This is a genomic window from Aurantimonas coralicida DSM 14790 (genome assembly GCF_000421645.1).
GTDB lineage: Bacteria > Pseudomonadota > Alphaproteobacteria > Rhizobiales > Rhizobiaceae > Aurantimonas > Aurantimonas coralicida.
In genome coordinates this window covers 25944-44707 of record NZ_ATXK01000015.1, presented here as the reverse complement: position 1 = coordinate 44707, position 18764 = coordinate 25944, and the positions used below count along the sequence as shown (strand labels likewise).

Genomic DNA, 18764 nt, shown 5'->3' with positions numbered 1-18764 from the left:
GCCGGCACCCTCACCTGGCTGTCGGCGCCGATCGCGCTGGTCATCGGGACGATCGGCGCCGTGTCGGTCTTCTATGCGGTCTATGTGCAGAAGCGCGAACTCAAATGCGCCTGCGTCGGCGGCGGCTCGAACGTGCCGCTGGGCTTCGTGTCGCTGACCGAGAACCTTGTCATGATCGGCATGGGTCTGTGGATGCCCCTTCGCATGATCGGGGGAGGCTGAAGCCTCCTCGTTCCAACCATGTGCCAACACTGCGGACCGGGATCGGGGACGCTCCTCGTCTTCGACAAGAACTCCGCCGTTGGCTTTCAAGACTACCCGACGGAAAAGCCACCTTCAGCAGGGAGAACAACGATGATGGGCGAACACTCTGGCGATATGGGATGGATGCCTTTTGGCATGGGACTCTGGGGCATTTTCGTCCTTGTAGTCTTCGTGCTGGTGATCGCGGCGCTGGTGAAATACCTGCGACGGTGATCGTGGCGGGTTCAGAAGATGCCGTTGGCCTTCTGGACCTCGCGAATATAGGCGACGATGTCGACGACTTGGCGCTCACTCACGCCCTCAACCGGCGGCATGTTTCCGAAGCCCCAGTGGTGGGCACGGGCGCCTTGCGTCGCCGCGATCAGGAATGCCTGATCGCCATGGTGGCTCGGCTCGTAGATCCGATGGATCAGCGGCGGCCCCTGTTCGGTGCCGCCGGCGTTATCCCCGTGGCAGGCAGCACAGTTCGCGGCGAAGAGTTCCTGTCCACGCTCCGCCCGGACGGAGAGCTGTGGGACTGTCACGGCCACGATATGCTCGTCGGATGCCGGTCCTCCGGACGGGGTCCACCAGAGAAGGAACGCGCCGATTGCGAGCGCGCCGGCGATGGCTGAGATGGTCGCTTTCGATGCCGTCATCGGCGTCTCCTCATGTCACTTCGAACCAGATCATCATTCCGCCGGCGGCATGCTCCAGCATGTGGCAATGGCGCACCCGGACCCACTCGTTCGGCCGGACCGCGATCTTTGAGCCCAGGCGTCCATTAACCGTCGGCGTGTTGCCGATGCGGCCGCCATGTGCCCACTCCATCATCTGGCCGAAGCCGTCTGCGATGGAGCCGTCCTGGACGAGACGCCAGTCGTCGAGGACCAGAACGAGGTCGCGGTCGGCACCCCGCCACGGCTCAGGCTCGTCGACGATCAGCGCCCCGTGAAGCCCGCGGGCATTCTGCTCCCAGGATCGATTGTGGGAGTGGTACCAGTAGGTCCCCGGATCCGGCGCGACGAAATCGTAGGAGAATTGCTCACCGGGCGCGATCGCCGCCTGCGTGAGGCCAGGCACGCCATCCATCGCGTTGTCGATCCGGATGCCGTGCCAGTGCACGCTGGTCGGCTGATCGAGGCCGTTCTCGACATCGACGGCCAGACGTTCGCCTGCACGCACCCGCACCACCGGCCCTGGCGCGGTACCGTTGAATGCCCAGACAGGCGTGGGGCCTGCGAATGTCTCGGGCACGATCTGCGCCTGGCCTACGGCAGCGACGAGAAGGTGCTGTGTGGCGGCGGATGCCCTCGATATTCCAGTCGTTGCAAGCATCGCGCTCGATCCGAGCAGGAAGCTCCGGCGACTGATCGAACATGTCATCGTGCTGGCCCTCCCCAGCCGCAGAAGCCTTCATCGCGCGCCGGTGCGACCGTCTGGCTCGGATTGATTGCCGCAGCGGCGGCAGATGTCATGAAACCTTTCCCCTGCCCGCCATTTCAGGCACTGCGGGACGTGCTCGACTAGATGGAAGGTAGACGACATCCGACATTCCAGTCCGACCAGGGATCCTTGCACGGGACTTCACGGTCCAGCGTTCGTCCAACCGGTGCTCATGCAACCGCTCGGCCATGGCTCGCGACATCACGATATCCGCGTCGAGGCTTCGACACATCGCCTGAAGCCGGCTCGCAAGGTTTACGGCGTCGCCGAGTACAGTGCATTCGTTATGAGCCCCGGCGGCGATCACGCCTCCGATGACGCTCCCGTGATGCAGACCTATACCAAAAGACAGCGCAGCTTCACCGGAGCCGACACGTCGGTCACTCCACGCGTCAAGCTGCTGAATCAACTGCTGGGAACAGTCGAATGCATTCGCGGTGTCCTGCTGGCTGGATGCGGGAAAGCCAAATACGACCATGACCCCATCGCCGATGAACTTGTCGATGGTGCCACCGTATTCAGAGACCATCGCGACGACGCGGTACCTGAAGTCCGATAGCAGTGATGCGACCTCCTCAAGGGGCATCTTCTCTGCGAGGCTGGTGAACCCGCGGATATCCAGGAACATGACGGCCGCCTCGTGGCGTCCCAGGCCAACGCCCAACCCTTTCGAAGCGAGGAGTTCGGCTGTCCCTGGAGAAAAGAAGCGAGCGAGGTTGGCACGTTCACTCGACTTCGACAGAGTTGATCTCACCAAGCGTTTGATGTCCACGACCAGCATGATCTGGATGGCCGCAACAGCGGCGAATGCCAGAAGCCGAACACTCGCCGCCTGAAGATCTTCCTGCGCGAGGCCCAATCGGTAGGGGTCAGCGAAGAGTGACATCGCCCCAGTTACGATGGACCCGAGCGACACGATCGCTGCGAAGAAGAGGACGGGTCCGACACGCATTCGCATGCTGGCATGCGCCAGGAGGACGAACGCGATGGCGAGACTTGGCGTGGCCAGCGCATCGGAGACCGAGATTCCCGGGATGAACATGTGCTCTGCCGCGAGGTAGACGACAAGCACCGCGTCGATGAACACGTAAACCCAGTTGAAACTCGCTCGGAACGCGCCTGTCGCGACGAGAAGCACTGCGGTGAAGGACGTGCCGGTGTAAGCGGCGAGCAGTATCAGATGGATCCCATGGCTTTCGATGTCCGGTTCCAAAGCCACCGAAATCGCAAAGACCGCCAATGCGAAGAACCGCCAGATGACGGTCCGCATCTCATTGCGGGATTCCACCCGGATGATCGTCCGATCAAGTTCCTCCCCTGCAAAGTCAACTACTGCCATCGGTGTGAATTGCGCTCCGCCGCAAACGATTCCCGTTTTCGATCTTGAAGGTCACTCAGCGAATCAGTCCTGGCCCTCGAGATCGGCAATCAGAGCCTTCATCTCGCCGATCTCCCGGCGCTGCGCCTCGATGATCTCGTCGGCGAGCTTGCGGACGCGCGGATCGGAGATGTTGGCACGCTCGCTGGTCAGTATGGCGATCGAATGATGCGGGATCATCGCCTTCATCCAGGCGACGTCCGCGATCGTGTCCTGGCTGCGCACGAGATAGAGCGAGCCGGCGAAGGCGATGATTGCAGCGGCGAAGATCGCGACATTGGCCGTTCGGTTTCGGTACATGCCGAGCATGAAGGCAAGCATGATGACGGCCATTGTCGCCCCCATGACGATCGCCATCCATGCCCGGGTTTCGCTGAAGAGGATGTGATCGAGGCTGTAGGTGTTCAGATACATCAGTCCGAACATCACGATGGTGGAGGTCGCGATCATCGCGCCGAAGGTCGAGTATTTCATGAGGCGGGTCTCTGGATGGTGGGACTTGGGACGTGGTCCCGCTGGGCGGTTGGCGCCGCCCGGCGGGAATGTTGCTTATTTCATCTCAACGACGGTCAACTTGCCGCGAACTCGTTCCGCAACGAACTCGATCGCCTGACCTTCCTTTGCCGTTTCCAGCATCGCGGGATCGGCGACGACGAACACCATCGTCATTGCCGGCATGTCGAGATTGACCAGTTCCTCATGCCTGATCGTCAGCTTCTTGGCCTTGGCGTCGACCTTCTGCACGGTTCCTTTGGTGAATTCAGCGGCTATCGAAGGACTCGCCACAGAGAACGAAAGGAACGCGAATGTCGCGATTTTGGTCAATTTCATCGTATTTTTCCTTCATAAGATTTGATTTGTTTGGTCGCGAGTGTCGCTAGCCAGACGCTCTTCCATCTGGCCAACGATAACCAGCATTACAGCAGGCCATACTCGGATCCGGGAACGAGGAAGTTCCAGCCGAGAGGGGTCGGGGCAGTTGCCTTCCCGGTCGCGAAACTCCCAGACTGCACCTGATCTCTTCTGGTCTCCTCCAGCTTCTCAATCCCATATTCAGAGCCGGGAATGATGTTGTGGTTGCTTACGCCTGCATCTGGAACGCTGTAGCCGAACGTCTGAGGCGGATGACTAAATATGGTATGATCCACCGAATTTGCCGGGATATGCCCTCCTCCTTTCGCTATCGCAAGGCGTTCGGCAGTCTCATGACTTTCGATTCCAGCTTCCGATCCGGGCACTAGCCCGCCGGCGAAGGCAGATGAGGTGATCAGCGTGCTCGCAATAGCCGCGATGATAATCTTTTTCATTTGTTACATTCCTCGTATTCAGTGTTTGAGATTACTTGGCGGCCACGTCTAGCGGACCGTGCATGCCGGATTCGTAGTGGCCGGGGATCAGACAGGCGAACTCGAAGCTGCCGTCATTCGTGAAGGTCCAGGCGATCTGGCCACTCTCGCCGGGCTCCAGACGCACGGAGTTCGGATCGGCGTGCTCCATCTCCGGGAACTTCTCCATGAGCGCCTTGTGCTCCTGGATCGCCTCCTGCCCGTCCATGACGAACTCGTGCTCAAGCTCGCCATCGTTGCGGATGTCGAGAAGCACGGTCTCGCCCCGCTTGACCGCGATCGATGATGGCTCGAACAGCATCTCGCCGTCGTCGGTCTCCAGCATCCGCACGGCGATGGTCCGCTCCGCTTGCGCGGGCTCCGCCGGCTTGCCGAGCATCATCTCGTCGTGGTGCCCGCCCGAATGGCTCCCGGCCGCCAAGGCGGCGGCAGGAGCCAGTGGCAACATGGCGGCGAGCAGCAGCGTCGTAAGTTTGCGCATGAATGGTCCTCTTTGGTTGTGGTTGATGTCCCTTGCGTCCCGGCCTCAATGGCCGGAATGATCGCCGCCGGCCGGCATGACGCGTCTGGCGGATGGCGTGTGGGGTAGTGCGGCACCGTCGGCGCTGCCTGCCGGCGCGACAGGCGCTTCAGGGAGCGATCCGGTCCATTCGTAGGCCACCGTTCCGGCGGGAAATTCGTAATCGCCCGGATCGGCGTAATCGTCGGCCGCAAGCCCGTCCCGAACCTTCATCACGGTGAACATGCCGCCCATCTCGAGGGCGCCGAACTGCCCCCAGCCGGCCATCATCGGGATCGTGTTGTCTGGCAACGGCATCGCCATCTCGGCCATTTCGGCCATCCCGGTTTCGCCCATCGGCATGTAGTCCGGTTGGATCTGGCGTATCTTCGCCGCAATCCTGGCCTTGTCGGCATTCATCGGCGTCGGGATATCGTGTCCCATCGCGTTCATCGTGTGGTGCGACTTGTGGCAGTGCAGGGCCCAGTCGCCCGGATAGACCGCGTCGAACTCGTAGGCCCGCATTGCCCCCACGGGAATGTCGATCGAGACCTCCGGCCAGCGTGCCTCGGGCCTCACCCATCCTCCGTCCGTGCAGGTCACCTCGAAGTCGTAACCGTGCATGTGGATCGGATGATTGGTCATCGTTAGGTTTCCGACCCGCACCCGCACCCGGTCGCCGGTGGCCGCGACGAGAGGTGCGACATCCGGGAAAACCCGGGCATTGATCGCCCACAGATTGAAATCGGTCATCTCCATGACCTTCGGCAAATACGCACCGGGATCGATGTCGTAGGCCGACAGCATGAAAACGAAGTCGCGATCGACCGGCATGAAGGTTGGGTCCTTCGGATGGATGATGAACATGCCCATCATCCCCATGGCCATCTGGACCATCTCGTCGCCATGCGGATGGTACATGAAGGTCCCGCTCTTCACGGCGTCGAACTCGTAGACGAACGTCTTGCCCGGCGGGATTCCCGGCTGGGTCAGTCCGGTCACGCCGTCCATGCCGCAGGGCAGGATGACGCCGTGCCAGTGAACGGTCGTGTGCTCCCTCAATCTGTTCGATACGAAGATCCGCACCCGGTCGCCTTCGACGCATTCGATGGTCGGTCCCGGCGCCTGGCCGTTGTAGCCCCACAGATAGGCGGTCATGCCCTCGCCCATCTCCCGCTCCACCGGTTCGGCAACGAGGTGGAACTCCTTGACGCCGTTGTTCATGCGAAAGGGCAGCGACCAGCCGTTCAGCGTGACCACGGGATTGTAGTCCGGCCCGGCCGTCGGCATCAGCGGCGGCTGGGTGGCCGCCGTTTCCATGATCGGCGCTTCCGGAAGCCCCATGGCCGACGTCTTCGACCAGGCGGCGACGCCTGCAAGAGCCGCTCCGGCCCCGATGAATTGTCGTCTCGAAACCATCGTTCGGATCCTTTCGATCAATCGTCGCCGGAGGCGGACGCCATCTCGGCGTCACCAGCGGCTTCGGGCGCATCTTCGCCACCGCCGTAGACGGCCGCGGTGAGAGCGGCGTCGGCGAGGTGGAATTCGCGCTTTGCGTTGAGGGAGAGCAGGATCGCGTCGAGCTTCGCCCGCGTATCGGCGAGGAGATCGAAGGTGCTCGTGATCATCCCGTTGTAGGTGAGAAGAGCTTCCTTCTCGACCGTCGTCCGCAATGGCACGACGCGAGAACGGTAGTGTCGGGCGATCTCGCTGCGGCCGCGATAGGCCTTGTAGGCAGCGCGTGCCTGCGACCGGATATCGACGGCTTTGGCTGCCAACTGGTTGGCGGCCTTCAGGTACTGGAATTCCGCCTTTCGAAGCCGGGCCTGCCCGCTGTCGAAGATCGGGATTTCGAGCCCAACTTCGATGACACCCGAAACAACGTTATTCGTTTCTTCAGTTCCGTCCTCCTGCTCTTCGACTTCCTTCTCCACTTCCAGGCCGGCAGCCAGTTCCAGGTCCGACACGTATCGCGTGGCCTCGGTCAGGCCGTAGGACCGCGCCAGCGCCTCGAGTTCGAGACGCGCGACCTGAAGGTCGACCCGGTTGCGAAGAGCCTCCGCCTCGATCGCCTTGAAGGCCTTCAGCTTGCCGGGCAGTGCGGGCAATGCGTTCGGAACCTCGAAATCGAGATTCTTCCCCCATACGCCCATCACCCGGAAGAGCTTTTCCTTCGCCAGTTGCGCGGCCAATCGCGCTTCGGCTGTCCGCCCGGTCAGCTCGGCATAGAAGGCCTGTTCGCGGGCCTGCTCGACCTTCGGCATCGCTCCGGTCCGGCCCAGTTCGCTGGCCAGTTCCGCGGCAGCGTCCGCGGCGACCTTCGCACGGTTCAGATAGGCGACCGTCTCCCAGGCCGCGACAGCCTCGATCCAAGCCTCACGCGTTCTGGCCGCAAGCGCCAGCGTTGCATCGACGGCCCGCAATTGCGCTTGGAGGACCCGGACCTCGGCGACGTCGAGGCGCCGTTCCCGGGTCATCATCCGGATGATGTTGGCGGCGATCAGCCCCTCGATCGTCCGTCCGACGCCAATCCCGCTGTAGGAGAGCGAAAGCCTCGGATTGACGGCGAGCCCTTCCTGCCAGAGTTCGGCAACCGACAATCCGACCTCTGCATAGTCCGCCTGCAACGCCTTGTTGCTGAGAAGGGCGACCTGCACGGCCGCGTCGGCGCCGATATATTTTGCCGCGAGCAGGTTCCGGACCCGCTCGTTGGCCGCCGCAGCCTGCGCCTGATCCTGGACCCAGACCGTCTGCTTTCCCAGACGGCGTCCGGCGTCTGCCGACACGACACTGAAGCCGAGATCCGGCTCGAATGTCTCCGAAGCCGCGACGCAGCCGGACATGATCAGCGGCAGGAGAAGGACGCTGCTCACCTTGAACAGCGGCCTCATAGTGCCGGCTCCCGGCCGGCAACGGGCGCCATATCTACGCCCGTACCGCGAAAGCCTGCCGGCTCGCGGACAATGCGATGGGTATAGGCACCGACGACGGAAGCTTGGCCAAGTGTTCCGCCGGGAATGCTCGGGTCCTCAGGCGACGGGAATACGGTTGTTTCGGGCAGACCCCGAGCAGCGTCCGCACAGCCCGCCAGAAGCAGGCCGGGCAGGATGCCGGCAATGATGGAGAATCTCATTGTTGAACCTGAACGCCATACCGTTCGCCGCGAGATGCGCCTCGCGGAACCGGTCATGGAGGAAGAGGATCAGGCTTCGCCGTGGGCGAATTCCTGACGTCCACGCTTCTTGCGACCAAGGAATGGCCGGAAGACGCAATAAGGCTGAGAAAAGCCCTGGACGATCAGATTCGAGGAGGACGCTCGGTGGTGGGTCCGGACTGTCCGGTCAGATCCGCCGAGAGGAGCGGGTAGGACAGACTGCGGCTGACCGGCACGGCGTCGGTCGGCCCGACGGCCTGCGGGACGGCCGTAACGCAGTGCGTCGCACAGTCACTTCCGCCGACAGCCTTGTGGTCATGAGCCTTGGACGGAGCATGGTCGCCATCGCGCACATGCTCCCTCATCCCACTGACATCCAATTGAGCGGACATCGACAAGGCAGGAGGCTGCGTGGACATTGTGGGGATATCCGCCCCAACCGATCCGACTGACGCAAACAGCATGCTCAGCACAACCGCAAAAGCGGTCAGCAGCCGAGCTGGCATCCAAGCATGGGATCGGTGCAACGTCATTGAGGTATCGATATCATGATCTCAGAGAGACGTCCATACTCGAGTCCGGTATCCTGGTTTGATGCGACGTACCCGGAAGGCATGGCGGCAATGAAATCGGAAAATTTTTCCGATGGGCGCACCGTCCACTCAAGAAAGGCGTCACCTTGCTCTTGGATGCAAACGGATCAGCGTTCTCGCTCGTCACGCTACCCTCGAGCTGCCGGCCAAGACACTTCGGGATGCGCGAGCGCGCGGCGGAGATGCCAAAGGAAGCGGGCCTTCTCAATCTCATCCCCAGAATACGGACCGGAAAACTCAAGAAAGTCGTCCTCTCACGCTCCGCTTCCTAGACGCCACCCTACTTAGGCCTTAGTCAGCCACTAGGGGTTTGCTCCTCACCCATATTTTCACAGCAAGTCGTGAATGCTCAGGCCGGAGTGGCTGAACAACGACGCGTTTGGGATCGACCGACATGGCAAAGTTTCTTGCGAAATTCACTGCGATCGCAATCTTGATCGCGGCCTTTGCCGGTTGCTCATCAACTTCTTCGAATTCGAACATGACGGTCGGTGCTCCTGCCACGAGCTTCGCCGGGACCGATCAGCAGGTTCGGTTCACACCCTGGTCGGGGCAAAGCGCCGTTGGCCAGTTGGCGAAGCCCTATTTCATCTCTTTCCGTGCCCGTAATGCTGAAAGCTACGGCCATTCGTTCGTCGCCTTCGGCGAACTCGATTCGCGCGGTAACGTCCCCTACGACAATGGGGGAGTCCTCATCTCGAACATGACCGAGATCGCCGGTCTTCACCCCGCAGGCGGCAACGCTGTCTATACCATGGGCCATATCGCCCCGGTCCCATCCGAGACCGGCTTCTCGGACGGCGACACCGAGATTAGATATCTTCAGAACGAGATGACCATTGCACTCACACCGGAAGAGTATCAGCGTATCCTTGGCCGGATCCGGCAGCTTCAGGGCAACAGCCCGCTCTGGCACGCCGTCGCCTATAACTGCTCGACTTTCACGAACAAGATCGCTGACTTTATGGGCATGGAAACGGTCAACCACTTGCTCTTCCCGCGTAATTACATTGCGGCGCTGAAGGACGCCAATTCCGGCGTCGAGACGCTTAGCGGGAGTGTTGATACCTTAGGGTGAACTTTCCCGCCGGATAGGCCGCGACAGCCCCGCCCCCTCGACGTCTATAGCATGGATCCAATATCGGACGCCCCGCTGGGATAGGCGAACATGGTCGACTTGAGCTTCTCGGCCGTGATCCCGTGGCGGATCGCAAGTGCGAAGATATTGATGACCTCATCGGCATGCGGACCGACCAAGTGCGCCCCGAGGACGAGGTCGGTCTCTTTGTCCACCAGCACCTTGAAGCCGTAGATCTTCTCCGCCGCCTGACGCGCCGTGAACCACCCCTCAGCGCGGGCGCTCTTCATCCCGAACTTCATGCCCTTATCCCGCGCTTCGGCCTCGGTGAGCCCCACAGCGGCGATCGGCGGAATCGTGAAGGCGACGCTCGGCACGCCGTCGTAGTTTGGCCTCTGCTTGTTGCCTTCGAGCAGATTGGCGGCAGCGACCTTGGCGTCATGGCTCGAAACAGGGGTGAGCGGCGGTCCCATCTGAGCGGCGTCGCCGGCGGCGTAGACCGTCGGATTGGATACGCTTTGAAGGTGCGCGTTCAGGACGAGCCGCCCGTTCTCGTGCTTGATCCCGGCGGCGGCGAGATCGAGGTCGGTGAGAGCCGGCTTGCGCCCGGCGGCGTGCACGACGAGATCGGCCTCTACGGTCAGTTCGCCGTCAAGGTCCATCGCCGAAACTCGATAGCCTTCTCCGGATTTCTCGATCGCGGTCACCTCTGCATCTGTCCGAACGTCGATGCCAAGGTCGCGAAACTTGTCCATCAGCCAGCCGACGAGGTCCGGATCGAAGTGCTTCAGCATGCGCTCGCCATGCTGGAAGATCGTCACCTTGGCGCCGGCGCGGGCGGCGATGTGGGAGAACTCCGCAGCGATGTAGCCGCCGCCGACGAGCACGATCCGCTTGGGCAGCCTCTCGAGCTCCAGAAAACCCTCGTTGTCGATGAGGTGCTCCTCGCCCGGGATTCCGAGCCGCAGCGGCTCCGCACCGGCAGCGATCAGGACGTGTCGCGCTTCGACCGGCGTGCCTCCGATGTCGAGCGTGTTCGGTCCGGTAAACCGCGCCCGTCCGTGAAAGGTGTCGATGCCCTTCTCTTCGTAACGCTGCTCGTGCTTGTCCGGAATCGGAACGGTGAAGCTGCGCTTGAAGGCGAGGAGACCTGGCCACTCGAGATGGGTATCTCCTTCCACGCCATGGCCCTGCATGCGCCAGGCGTGGTCGGCCGCATCGGTGCCGCCGATCATCATCTTCTTGGGGTCGCAGCCTCTCAAGGCACAGGTGCCGCCGAAGGAGCGGAAATCCGCCACCGCCACGCTCCACCCCGCCGCGCGCACACGCATCGCGGCAACCATCGCTGCCGTCCCGGTGCCGATAATCAGAAGATCGTAGCTGATAGCCATGGTTCATTCCTTTCCTTGAAGTTGGCGGACGCGCCGCCGCGAGGCTGTCCAGCCGAACGGAGCGCCGATGTCGCAGAGGACGTCGGCTCCGCCCAGCGTCGGGAGCGGCATTCCTGGGCGACTATCCGTCATCCGATCGCCGTCTCGATGAGCGTCCCAGAGTTCTCCGGCTTCGGGACGTCGGTCTGAACCGGCCCGGCGCAGCCGCCATTCTCCCGGAATCTCGGGAACGATTTGCTCGGCCGACTCCTCGTCAGAGCGGAAATTGACAATGGCCGATGCCACCGCCGCGGCGAAAGTCCATGCGAGGCCGTCGCCAATCCCGGAGCTCGCGCCCCCTTTCCGGCGGGCTGAGACCGAGAGCGTCGGTCATTGACCCCTGCAGGATGACGGACATTCTCACGCCGCCGGCGGCAACCGCTCCGAGCGAGTCCATCCCGGCCGTCCGGCGCATCACGCAGTAGACCGGTCCCCTGCCAACGCTGGAGGTGTAGTGGAGGGCCATGCCTGCGGCTATCGTCTCCGGTTCGTCGACATCGAGACCTGCGTAGTCGGCGAATATCTCGGCCCGGAAGGGCGGGTCCGGTCGGACACGCTGCTCCCTCTGTTCCGTATCGTCGGGCGAGACCGCCCAGGGCGCGTGCTGGGCGGTCATGAGGCATTGCATTTCGCTGCGTCGCAAACGTCTTGGGCGGCGCGATGTTTCAACCGGCGCAACAGGATAGCTTAGCCACATCCTTGCCGAATCCCTGTGCGGCGAGCTTCAGGCCCTCCACTGTGGTGAGATATGGGAAGATGGTTTCACCGAGCGCCCGCGTCGTCATGCCGACCTGCAACGCCATCGAAAGTGTCTGGATGCTGTCGGCGCCCTCGGGCGCGAGGATCTGGCCACCGAGCAGCCGGTCGGTCCTGGCGTCGGCCACGAGCTTGATCAGCCCGCGCGTATCTCTGGCGACCAGTGCCCGCGGCACCTGATCAAGCGGGACGACCGAGGTCTTTGGGTCACATCCCGCGGCGCGTGCACCGGCCTCGGTCAGCCCTACGCCCGCCACCTGAGGATCCGTGAACACGACCCAAGGCATGGCTCCATTGTCGTAGACCAGGCTGTCGCCGTTCAGCGCATTCTTCGCCGCAAGTTTCGCGCCGTAGGCCGCCATGTAGACGAACTGGTCGCGCCCGGTGACGTCGCCCGCGGCATAGACGCCGGGCCGGGTGGTCCGCATGCGGTTGTCGACGACGACCGCGCCGCGCCAGTCGAGCTCGACGCCGGCATCCGTAAGGTTCAGGATTTCCACGTTGGGACGCCGGCCTGTGGTCGCCAGAACGCGGGCGGCGCTCAGTGTCACTTCCCTGCCTTCGGAGAGCACGGTGAGCACGGCCCCTTCGTCGTGACGCGCGATGCGACGGTAGAAGACTCCGGTCCGGACCGTTACGCCCTCGTCCCTAAGATAGGCCGTCAGCGCCTCCGAAACCTCGGGCTCGGCTTCGGGCAGGAGACGGGACCGCGTCACGAGCGTCACCGCAGTTCCCAGACGCGCGAACATCTGCGCGAGTTCGCAGCCTATGTAACCGCCGCCGATGACGAGGAGCGAGGCAGGCTGCTCGGTCAGTTCCAGCGCCGTTGTGCTGGTCAGGACCGGCACGTCCCTGATGCCGGCGATGTCCGGGATCACCGGCGATGCCCCGGTTGCGATGATGACTTTTCCCGCACTGAGCGGCGCACCATCGACCAGGAGGGCGTCGCCCTCGAAGCGCACCTGGCCTTCGATGTAGTCCACGGCTTCGTAGTCCGGCAGCAGGTCCGCGTACTTTTTCTGCCGCAAGCTTGCAACGAGATCGTCCTTCGCTGCGATGAGCGACGGCCAGTCGGTTACCCGAACTCCGCACGTGAGCCCCAGGAACCGTTCAGCAGCACTGGCGCCGTGCAGCGCTTCCGCCGCTCGGATCATTGTCTTGGACGGCACGCAGCCGACATTCACGCAGGTGCCGCCGATCGTTCCGTGGCCGATGAGGGCAACCCGCGCGCCGAGGTCCGCGGCGGTGATGGCGGCGGAAAATCCGGCCGAACCCGCGCCGACCACCGCGAGATCGTAGCTGCCCTGGCGGGGCATTGAGCAGCATGCATCCATGTCATCGTCCTTCGGTATTCGATCGAGTGGGGGCGTGCAGCAATCTGCCGCCCGGCGCTGAAGCCAAAGACCGTAGGCGATCAGCCCCAGCGCGACGAAAAGCACCGGCAAGAGCACATAGTCGAGCCAACCGAGCCAGGCCGACAGGCCGACAGGCCGACTGCGCCAACGCCAAGGACGAGGATTGGGGTGAAGCAGCAGATCGCGGCGACCACGGCGCCAACGATGCCGGACCTGGTGATGGTGCGATCCTTCATCGCACGTCAGCTTTGCGCCGCTGCCGGATACCCGGCGTTCGTCGAGGCGGCGCGGATCCCCGCGGTATTGGAAATCGCGGGGTCGAAGACGACGGTGGCGGTTTTCGCCTCGAAATCGATCTTGACGGAGCGCACGCCCTCGACGGCCTCCATGGCCAGACGGACAGTTATCGGACAGGTCGCGCAGGTCATGTTCTCCACGTCGAACACCACGGTCTTGAGTTCGGCTTGCGCGGATGCCGTCTGACCGGCGGCTGGCAAACTCTGAATCGCCAGGATCGCCGGCGCCCCCAATAGGACGGCTGCGGCTGCGGCGGTGGAAGCGAAATAGGATTTCATGAAAAGCCTCCTTGCTCAGTAAAGAAGCGGCGCCCACCAGTCGATCGTGATCGCGACGAGCACTAGGACAGTGGCGGACCAGAGAGCTGTCCTGGTAAGAAGTGCTGATCGCGACCGGGCGCAGACGGAGCCGGGCTCGCAGATCGTGTTCGGCTGGAAGTAGACCTGCCGGAACCCGAGGCCGATGAAGAGGAGCGCGATAGCTGCGAACAAGGGCTTCAGGGGCTCGAGCGCAGTCAGATTGCCGATCCATGCGCCCGAGACGCCGAGCGAGAGAAGGGCCAGCGGCCCAATGCAGCAGCTTGACGCGAAGACCGCCCCAGTGACACCTCCGGCCGCGAACCAGTCCTTCCGGCGGCTTCCGACTTCCTCCGCGGGATGCCAACGTTCCCGGTTCGTGATGCTCATCATCTTCGCCTTTCGATCCTCCGCTCGATCTTCTATAAGGTCTGTAGCAACTACAGGCTCAAGAGGGTTTTTCGCGATGAGCGATCACGCGTCCGGGAGGGGTCTGCGGCGCGCTGAGCTGGCGCGACGAACCGGCTGCAATCTCGAAACCGTCCGCTATTATGAGAAGATCGGTATGATGCCCGATCCGCCGCGCACGGCGGCAGGCTACCGGGTCTACGGCTCGGATCATGTCTCGCGGCTGAAATTCATCCTGCGCGCCAGAGAGCTTGGGTTCTCGATCGAGGAGATTCGGGGGCTTCTCGACCTCGTTGACGGCGGCGACCAGACTTGTGCGGAGATCAAGGAGCGTACCGAACGCCACCTTTCGAACGTGCGGACGAAGATTGCAGACCTCAGACGGATTGAGATAGTGCTTGCGGCGGCGGCGGCCCGATGTTCGGGAGGTGATGTGCCGGACTGCGCGGTTCTGGAAACGCTCGAAGGCTCATGACTGCGCTAAGTTCGTCCTGCTGCGTTCACCCCGCAGCGTTTCACCGCCACGGGTAGGCGCCTCTCCCGGGATCGAGCGTGACCGTCGCATCTGGCCTGATGAGGATTTCGTCCTTGACAGGACGCATCCGTGCGACGCCGTCCTCCACCGGCTACTCGTGGCTCGCGAACCTGCCCGCGACGGTAGCCGATCTGCTCAACTTCCATCGCTGCTGCTGACGGACGAGTACCCCGCCCGACCCTCGCCGTTGGCAGTGTCGGGCGGGATGACGGATGGTCGATCGTGAGACCTCCAGCTTTGAACTCATGCGCCGCGGCGAGGCCGACAAAGCCGAGGCTGATGGCCGCCGCAGTAGCGATATGCATCAACCTCATTTGGGATACCGCGCATAAATCGAGCGGTTCATCGTCGGGACGATCGACAACCGACTGAAGAACGCGGTGGCCAATGGGATCGTGCTCCTTCCCGACAGCATCGAGGACGCGGCGTCGGCCGAGGCCGACGTCCGGGACTTCGTCGACGGCGCGGTGAGGTCCGCGATGGCGGGGGTCGGCCGACTGATGTCCGGTGCCGGCGTCCGTTCGGCGATCGAACGGATCTATACAATGGCCATGGGCGTACTCGAAGGCTACGCCGACGGTCCAGAGAGAGGCGACGCATGACCAAGCATATCATCTTCGGACGCTTGGGGCCCGCCGACGCCTTCCGGCCGCCGCGCGCCGTGGACACGGTCGCGACCACTCTCGACCTCCTCGACGCCGCGGGAAGCCTGCGTTTCGGTGTGGACCGCGCCCTGAAGCACCTCGCTGGCTGGCACCTGACTCCCACTGCGGTCGGCATCGACCTGATCACGTTGGCGGCCCACGTCCATGCCGCGGACACGCGGCTGAACCGGGTGCAGGCCTCACAGGACGGGTGGATGCGTGAGATCAGCATCGTCGTTCCCGTCTCCGACGTCGCCGTCTGGGATCGGGCGACCGCCCCCCTAGAGCGCATGCTCCGGTTCCTGACCGGCGACCTGTGGGCGGTCCGCTTCCGCCCCTGCCTCGCTCCGGCCGCCCGCCTCTGTCGCGTCAGCCGAGATCGCGGACACGACATCCGTTCACGGGGGTCTCCCTGTTCTCCGGCGGTCTCGACAGTCTCATCGGGGCAGTCGACGAACTTCACGAGGGGGGGTTTCCCCTTTTCGTCAGCCACGGCGGCGAAGGCGGCGTGAGCGCGCCCCAAGGCAGGCTGTTCCGCGAGCTCGCGGCCCGTCAGGCAGATCACGCGCGTCCGGTCCGGCTCCGCCTGGCCATGACCATCCCGAGCAACCTCGTCGCCGGAATCGGAGGCGAGAACTCCACCCGCGGGCGGTCCTTCCTGTTTTTCGCGGCCGCGGCGTTCGCCGGGTCGGCGTTCGCCCGACCGTTCGACCTCCGGGTTCCGGAGAACGGCCTGATCTTCCTGAACGTGCCGCTCGACGTCACGCGGGTGGGAAGCAACAGCACGCGGACGACGCATCCGTTCTACATCCACCGCTGGAACGAGCTGCTCGCGACCGTCGGCATCCGGGGCCGCGTCGTGAACCCCTACTGGGACCGCACCAAGGGTGAGATGGTCGACGGATGCGCGAACCCGGCCGCCCTCGAGGCGCTGGCGCCGCTGGTCGCTGTCCTGCGCGCACCCGTCGACGAGGCGCTGGTATGCGGGCGACCACGCCCATTGCGGCTACTGCCTCCCCTGCATTATCCGTCGCGCCTCGCTCCTGCGGACGCCGTGGGACGGCAGGGACGAAACCGGGTATGCACTCGACGACCTCACCTCCGAGGTCCTCGATACGACCAAAGCTAAGGGACGGCAGGTGCGAGGTTTCCAATACGCGATCGCCCGCCTTCGGGAGAGGCCGGAACTGCCCGAGACATGGGTCTACAAGCCGGGCCCGCTGCTGGAGGACGCCGCCATCGTGCCAGACCTCGTCGGCGTCTACCGACGCGGCATGGCGGAAGTCGCCGAGGTCCTCGAAGACGTCGAGGCGAGGCCGCTTGATGGTCGCGATGGCTGAGGCCCTGGTCGACTTCCACTGCCACCTCGACCTCTTCCCGGACTTCGAGGAGCTCGTGCGCGAGTGCGACGCGGCGGGGCTCTACACCCTCGCCGTGACGACGACGCCTCGCGCTTGGCGGCGCAACCACAATCTCGCTTCGGCGACCCGACACGTCAGGGCGGCACTCGGCCTGCACCCGCAGCTTGTCGCGGACCACGGGGACGAGATCGCCCTGTTCGAGGCGCTGCTTCCCGAGACACGGTACGTCGGAGAGGTCGGCCTCGACGCCGGACCTGCCCACTTCCGTTCCCTGGAGCGCCAGCGCGAGGTGTTCCGACGCGTCCTAGTGGCGTGCGCGTCTGCCGGTGACAAGGTGCTCTCGGTCCACAGTGTCCGCGCGGCCACGCTGGTTCTGGACATGGTGGAGGCGCACCTACCCCGGGGACGGTCGAACGTCGTCCTGCACTGGTTCTCCGGCAGCAAGGCCGAAGCGCGGCGAGCCGTCGACCTTGGATGCTGGTTCTCGATCAACGCGGCGATGATGCAGTCCGACCGGATGTCGGCCATCGTCAGGACCGTGGTCCCGATCGACCGGATCCTGACGGAGACAGACGGTCCGTTCGCGCGAGAGGGAGACGACGCTGCCCGGCCAGCCGATGTCGGCAGGGCCACCTCAATGCTGGCGTCGTCATTCGGCATTCCCGAGGGCGAGATGGCAAAACGGATCCGCACGAACCTCGCCGCCCTCGTGAGCTGAGAGAACGAGGGCTTGTGTCGTAGTTCACAGATCCTCAATCTGGCCCTCTGGTTCGGCCTGCACGTGCTGTTCCGGGAGGTCTACCAGGTTCGGGTCGGACCGCTCACGCTCGACGTCCCGAGCCTGGCAAGCATCGACCCCGTCGCGCTCCTTCTCTTCTGCGGTGCGGCCATCGCCTTGTTCTGATTGCGCCTTGGTGCGGTGACAGTGCTTCTGGGTCCTGCCGTCGCCGGCGCGGGCTGGCAATCCATTCAGGGTATTCCGTGAAAGGCATCTGTTCGGCGAGCCGCTTGGCGACCGCTTCTTCGGCGGCCCGTATGTCGTCCACGGGGGCGGACAGGGAGATCCGGACCTCCTCGACATGCCGCCCGTTCTTCGGGTCGAGTCCCTCGGGGAGGCGGTGCTCAAATGCACCGTAGACCTTCCAGTCCCCGCCGCGGTGCTCAGGCCGCACTCGAGAGGCCGACACCCGGCGATACCTGCACGCGATCGACAAAACGGAGGGCGGGCATCCTCGAACTTTCAGGATGGACCGGATCCACAATAGCCAGAGACTTTGAGGTGTAGGGTCGCTGACCCATGCGAGCGTCGGCTATCATGCCCTCAACATTTTCAACGTCTCGCCGAAGATGACCCACCGCACGTCGTCGAACTTGGCGAACTCGGCCCACAGCTCTCGCGACCAGGACGCGGGATCGCGCAGGAACCGTTCGTAGTCGTCCCGTGCGGCGTGGGCGTCGACGGGGTTCGAGACGACGGTCCCGCGCGCGCCGCCCTTGCTATAGAACTCCCCCTCGACGCGCTCGGGCGACGCTGTGAGCGATACGGCCCAGTTCTCGTCGTCCGCGCCCGGCGGGTCGTAGATCTCGACACGGCACACGCCGTCGACGACGGAGAGCTGTTGGCATAAGATGTCGGCGGTCCTCGCCATTATGATGGCCTCCAGTTCGGCGTCGGTCCGGGTCATTGAATCAGTCCTGCAAATTCCGCGAGGTCAGTCAGCGCGCGCCCGCGCAGCCGGGCCGCCAAGCGGTCGACGGCGATCTCCGGCTGCGTCATGCGCAGACGGCGGCGGAGGGCGCTGTAGCGGTCGGTGGCGGTCATGGTTTGCCCCCTCGTTCGTTCGGCGCTTCAGGCGTTGACCAACAGTGCCGATCCCACGTCTCGTCCGCACGCGCTCGTGCTTGTCTCCGTCATCCTGCGTTGGAGCCCTGCATCCAGGAATCT

At 63.7% G+C, this 18764-nt stretch carries 25 protein-coding genes and 1 pseudogene; 10 read left to right on the top strand and 16 right to left on the bottom strand.

Annotated features, from left to right (window positions below; genetic code table 11):
• Window positions 1-222: pseudogene (locus H536_RS24820) on the top strand (glutaredoxin); the annotation flags it as partial.
• 132 nt (window positions 223-354) lie between these two features.
• On the top strand, window positions 355-477 hold the full coding sequence (locus tag H536_RS25405; RefSeq protein WP_255341181.1) for a hypothetical protein: 123 nt from the start codon (window positions 355-357) through the stop codon (window positions 475-477).
• 11 nt (window positions 478-488) lie between these two features.
• On the opposite strand, the gene H536_RS0120920 is transcribed toward H536_RS25405, so the two are convergent.
• The 9 genes from H536_RS0120920 to H536_RS0120885 all read right to left on the bottom strand — a co-directional run bounded on the left by H536_RS0120920 (window position 489) and on the right by H536_RS0120885 (window position 7803).
• Entirely contained in the window at window positions 489-902 is a 414-nt protein-coding gene (locus tag H536_RS0120920; RefSeq protein ID WP_009209182.1) for a c-type cytochrome, read from the bottom strand.
• Window positions 903-912: 10 nt separating this feature from the next.
• Entirely contained in the window at window positions 913-1500 is a 588-nt protein-coding gene (locus H536_RS0120915; RefSeq protein ID WP_244495437.1) for a multicopper oxidase domain-containing protein, read from the bottom strand.
• Between the two features lie 217 nt (window positions 1501-1717).
• Complete coding sequence (locus H536_RS0120910; protein WP_009209180.1) at window positions 1718-3028, bottom strand: adenylate/guanylate cyclase domain-containing protein; 1311 nt, start codon at window positions 3026-3028, stop codon at window positions 1718-1720.
• Window positions 3029-3091: 63 nt separating this feature from the next.
• Window positions 3092-3541: a DUF305 domain-containing protein gene (locus tag H536_RS0120905; RefSeq protein ID WP_009209179.1), complete on the bottom strand. Its 450-nt coding sequence runs from the start codon at window positions 3539-3541 to the stop codon at window positions 3092-3094.
• Window positions 3542-3616: 75 nt separating this feature from the next.
• The gene (locus H536_RS0120900; protein ID WP_024352283.1) at window positions 3617-3898 is read right to left on the bottom strand and encodes a copper-binding protein; all 282 of its coding nucleotides are present in this window, start codon (window positions 3896-3898) and stop codon (window positions 3617-3619) included.
• Window positions 3899-3984: 86 nt separating this feature from the next.
• Window positions 3985-4374, bottom strand: a complete 390-nt coding sequence (locus tag H536_RS24625) for a hypothetical protein (RefSeq protein WP_009209178.1) — start codon at window positions 4372-4374, stop codon at window positions 3985-3987.
• 31 nt (window positions 4375-4405) lie between these two features.
• Window positions 4406-4894, bottom strand: a complete 489-nt coding sequence (locus tag H536_RS0120895) for a cupredoxin domain-containing protein (protein WP_009209177.1) — start codon at window positions 4892-4894, stop codon at window positions 4406-4408.
• Window positions 4895-4939: 45 nt separating this feature from the next.
• On the bottom strand, window positions 4940-6331 hold the full coding sequence (locus H536_RS0120890; RefSeq protein WP_024352282.1) for a multicopper oxidase family protein: 1392 nt from the start codon (window positions 6329-6331) through the stop codon (window positions 4940-4942).
• A gap of 17 nt (window positions 6332-6348) precedes the next feature.
• Complete coding sequence (locus H536_RS0120885) at window positions 6349-7803, bottom strand: TolC family protein (protein ID WP_009209175.1); 1455 nt, start codon at window positions 7801-7803, stop codon at window positions 6349-6351.
• Window positions 7804-9053: 1250 nt separating this feature from the next.
• Here H536_RS0120885 and H536_RS0120875 point away from each other — a divergent pair.
• Window positions 9054-9737, top strand: coding sequence for a hypothetical protein (locus H536_RS0120875; RefSeq protein ID WP_035695289.1), 684 nt, complete (start codon window positions 9054-9056; stop codon window positions 9735-9737).
• Between the two features lie 44 nt (window positions 9738-9781).
• Here H536_RS0120875 and H536_RS0120870 read toward each other — a convergent pair whose 3' ends face one another.
• The 5 genes from H536_RS0120870 to H536_RS0120850 all read right to left on the bottom strand — a co-directional run bounded on the left by H536_RS0120870 (window position 9782) and on the right by H536_RS0120850 (window position 14261).
• Window positions 9782-11128: a dihydrolipoyl dehydrogenase family protein gene (locus tag H536_RS0120870; protein WP_009209172.1), complete on the bottom strand. Its 1347-nt coding sequence runs from the start codon at window positions 11126-11128 to the stop codon at window positions 9782-9784.
• Between the two features lie 253 nt (window positions 11129-11381).
• On the bottom strand, window positions 11382-11783 hold the full coding sequence (locus H536_RS23465) for a hypothetical protein (RefSeq protein WP_024352281.1): 402 nt from the start codon (window positions 11781-11783) through the stop codon (window positions 11382-11384).
• Between the two features lie 49 nt (window positions 11784-11832).
• Entirely contained in the window at window positions 11833-13362 is a 1530-nt protein-coding gene (gene merA / locus H536_RS0120860; protein ID WP_306302720.1) for a mercury(II) reductase, read from the bottom strand.
• Window positions 13363-13520: 158 nt separating this feature from the next.
• The gene (locus H536_RS0120855) at window positions 13521-13853 is read right to left on the bottom strand and encodes a heavy-metal-associated domain-containing protein (protein ID WP_024352279.1); all 333 of its coding nucleotides are present in this window, start codon (window positions 13851-13853) and stop codon (window positions 13521-13523) included.
• 15 nt (window positions 13854-13868) lie between these two features.
• Window positions 13869-14261, bottom strand: a complete 393-nt coding sequence (locus H536_RS0120850; protein ID WP_148233769.1) for a mercuric transporter MerT family protein — start codon at window positions 14259-14261, stop codon at window positions 13869-13871.
• Between the two features lie 76 nt (window positions 14262-14337).
• Between H536_RS0120850 and H536_RS0120845 the strand changes: the two genes are divergently transcribed.
• The 7 genes from H536_RS0120845 to H536_RS24615 all read left to right on the top strand — a co-directional run bounded on the left by H536_RS0120845 (window position 14338) and on the right by H536_RS24615 (window position 17723).
• Window positions 14338-14754, top strand: a complete 417-nt coding sequence (locus tag H536_RS0120845) for a MerR family transcriptional regulator (protein WP_009209168.1) — start codon at window positions 14338-14340, stop codon at window positions 14752-14754.
• 440 nt (window positions 14755-15194) lie between these two features.
• Window positions 15195-15416: a hypothetical protein gene (locus H536_RS0120840; RefSeq protein WP_024352278.1), complete on the top strand. Its 222-nt coding sequence runs from the start codon at window positions 15195-15197 to the stop codon at window positions 15414-15416.
• Entirely contained in the window at window positions 15413-15970 is a 558-nt protein-coding gene (locus tag H536_RS25235; protein WP_009209166.1) for a hypothetical protein, read from the top strand. The genes H536_RS0120840 and H536_RS25235 overlap by 4 nt, the downstream gene beginning before the upstream one ends.
• On the top strand, window positions 15967-16587 hold the full coding sequence (locus H536_RS25230) for a hypothetical protein (RefSeq protein WP_009209165.1): 621 nt from the start codon (window positions 15967-15969) through the stop codon (window positions 16585-16587). The genes H536_RS25235 and H536_RS25230 overlap by 4 nt, the downstream gene beginning before the upstream one ends.
• 10 nt (window positions 16588-16597) lie before the next feature.
• Entirely contained in the window at window positions 16598-16798 is a 201-nt protein-coding gene (locus H536_RS25225; RefSeq protein ID WP_024352277.1) for a hypothetical protein, read from the top strand.
• A complete protein-coding gene (qatD, locus tag H536_RS0120830) occupies window positions 16791-17537 on the top strand; it encodes a Qat anti-phage system TatD family nuclease QatD (RefSeq protein ID WP_148233949.1) in 747 nt (248 codons plus the stop codon). Before H536_RS25225 ends, qatD begins: the two co-directional genes overlap by 8 nt.
• A 12-nt stretch (window positions 17538-17549) precedes the next feature.
• Window positions 17550-17723 (top strand): hypothetical protein, encoded by a 174-nt coding sequence (locus tag H536_RS24615; RefSeq protein ID WP_154653363.1) that lies wholly within the window; start codon window positions 17550-17552, stop codon window positions 17721-17723.
• Between the two features lie 409 nt (window positions 17724-18132).
• Here H536_RS24615 and H536_RS0120820 read toward each other — a convergent pair whose 3' ends face one another.
• Window positions 18133-18504, bottom strand: coding sequence for a hypothetical protein (locus H536_RS0120820; RefSeq protein ID WP_009209162.1), 372 nt, complete (start codon window positions 18502-18504; stop codon window positions 18133-18135).
• On the bottom strand, window positions 18501-18641 hold the full coding sequence (locus tag H536_RS24610; protein ID WP_154653362.1) for a hypothetical protein: 141 nt from the start codon (window positions 18639-18641) through the stop codon (window positions 18501-18503). The genes H536_RS0120820 and H536_RS24610 overlap by 4 nt, the downstream gene beginning before the upstream one ends.
• Window positions 18642-18764 lie beyond the last annotated feature (123 nt).

Excerpts from the sequence above, each read along its gene's own strand:
- H536_RS0120870 (WP_009209172.1), bottom strand. The coding sequence starts at position 11,128 with ATGGCTATCAGCTACGATCTTCTGATTATCGGCACCGGGACGGCAGCG.
- H536_RS0120855 (WP_024352279.1), bottom strand. The coding sequence starts at position 13,853 with ATGAAATCCTATTTCGCTTCCACCGCCGCAGCCGCAGCCGTCCTATTG.
- H536_RS0120845 (WP_009209168.1), top strand. The coding sequence starts at position 14,338 with ATGAGCGATCACGCGTCCGGGAGGGGTCTGCGGCGCGCTGAGCTGGCG.
- H536_RS0120900 (WP_024352283.1), bottom strand. The coding sequence starts at position 3,898 with ATGAAATTGACCAAAATCGCGACATTCGCGTTCCTTTCGTTCTCTGTG.
- H536_RS0120895 (WP_009209177.1), bottom strand. The coding sequence starts at position 4,894 with ATGCGCAAACTTACGACGCTGCTGCTCGCCGCCATGTTGCCACTGGCT.
- qatD (WP_148233949.1), top strand. The coding sequence starts at position 16,791 with ATGGCTGAGGCCCTGGTCGACTTCCACTGCCACCTCGACCTCTTCCCG.
- H536_RS25235 (WP_009209166.1), top strand. The coding sequence starts at position 15,413 with ATGACCAAGCATATCATCTTCGGACGCTTGGGGCCCGCCGACGCCTTC.
- H536_RS0120875 (WP_035695289.1), top strand. The coding sequence starts at position 9,054 with ATGGCAAAGTTTCTTGCGAAATTCACTGCGATCGCAATCTTGATCGCG.
- H536_RS23465 (WP_024352281.1), bottom strand. The coding sequence starts at position 11,783 with ATGACCGCCCAGCACGCGCCCTGGGCGGTCTCGCCCGACGATACGGAA.
- H536_RS24610 (WP_154653362.1), bottom strand. The coding sequence starts at position 18,641 with ATGACCGCCACCGACCGCTACAGCGCCCTCCGCCGCCGTCTGCGCATG.
- H536_RS0120920 (WP_009209182.1), bottom strand. The coding sequence starts at position 902 with ATGACGGCATCGAAAGCGACCATCTCAGCCATCGCCGGCGCGCTCGCA.
- H536_RS0120910 (WP_009209180.1), bottom strand. The coding sequence starts at position 3,028 with ATGGCAGTAGTTGACTTTGCAGGGGAGGAACTTGATCGGACGATCATC.
- H536_RS0120905 (WP_009209179.1), bottom strand. The coding sequence starts at position 3,541 with ATGAAATACTCGACCTTCGGCGCGATGATCGCGACCTCCACCATCGTG.
- H536_RS25405 (WP_255341181.1), top strand. The coding sequence starts at position 355 with ATGATGGGCGAACACTCTGGCGATATGGGATGGATGCCTTTTGGCATG.
- H536_RS0120820 (WP_009209162.1), bottom strand. The coding sequence starts at position 18,504 with ATGACCCGGACCGACGCCGAACTGGAGGCCATCATAATGGCGAGGACC.
- H536_RS24625 (WP_009209178.1), bottom strand. The coding sequence starts at position 4,374 with ATGAAAAAGATTATCATCGCGGCTATTGCGAGCACGCTGATCACCTCA.
- H536_RS0120885 (WP_009209175.1), bottom strand. The coding sequence starts at position 7,803 with ATGAGGCCGCTGTTCAAGGTGAGCAGCGTCCTTCTCCTGCCGCTGATC.
- H536_RS0120890 (WP_024352282.1), bottom strand. The coding sequence starts at position 6,331 with ATGGTTTCGAGACGACAATTCATCGGGGCCGGAGCGGCTCTTGCAGGC.
- H536_RS0120850 (WP_148233769.1), bottom strand. The coding sequence starts at position 14,261 with ATGAGCATCACGAACCGGGAACGTTGGCATCCCGCGGAGGAAGTCGGA.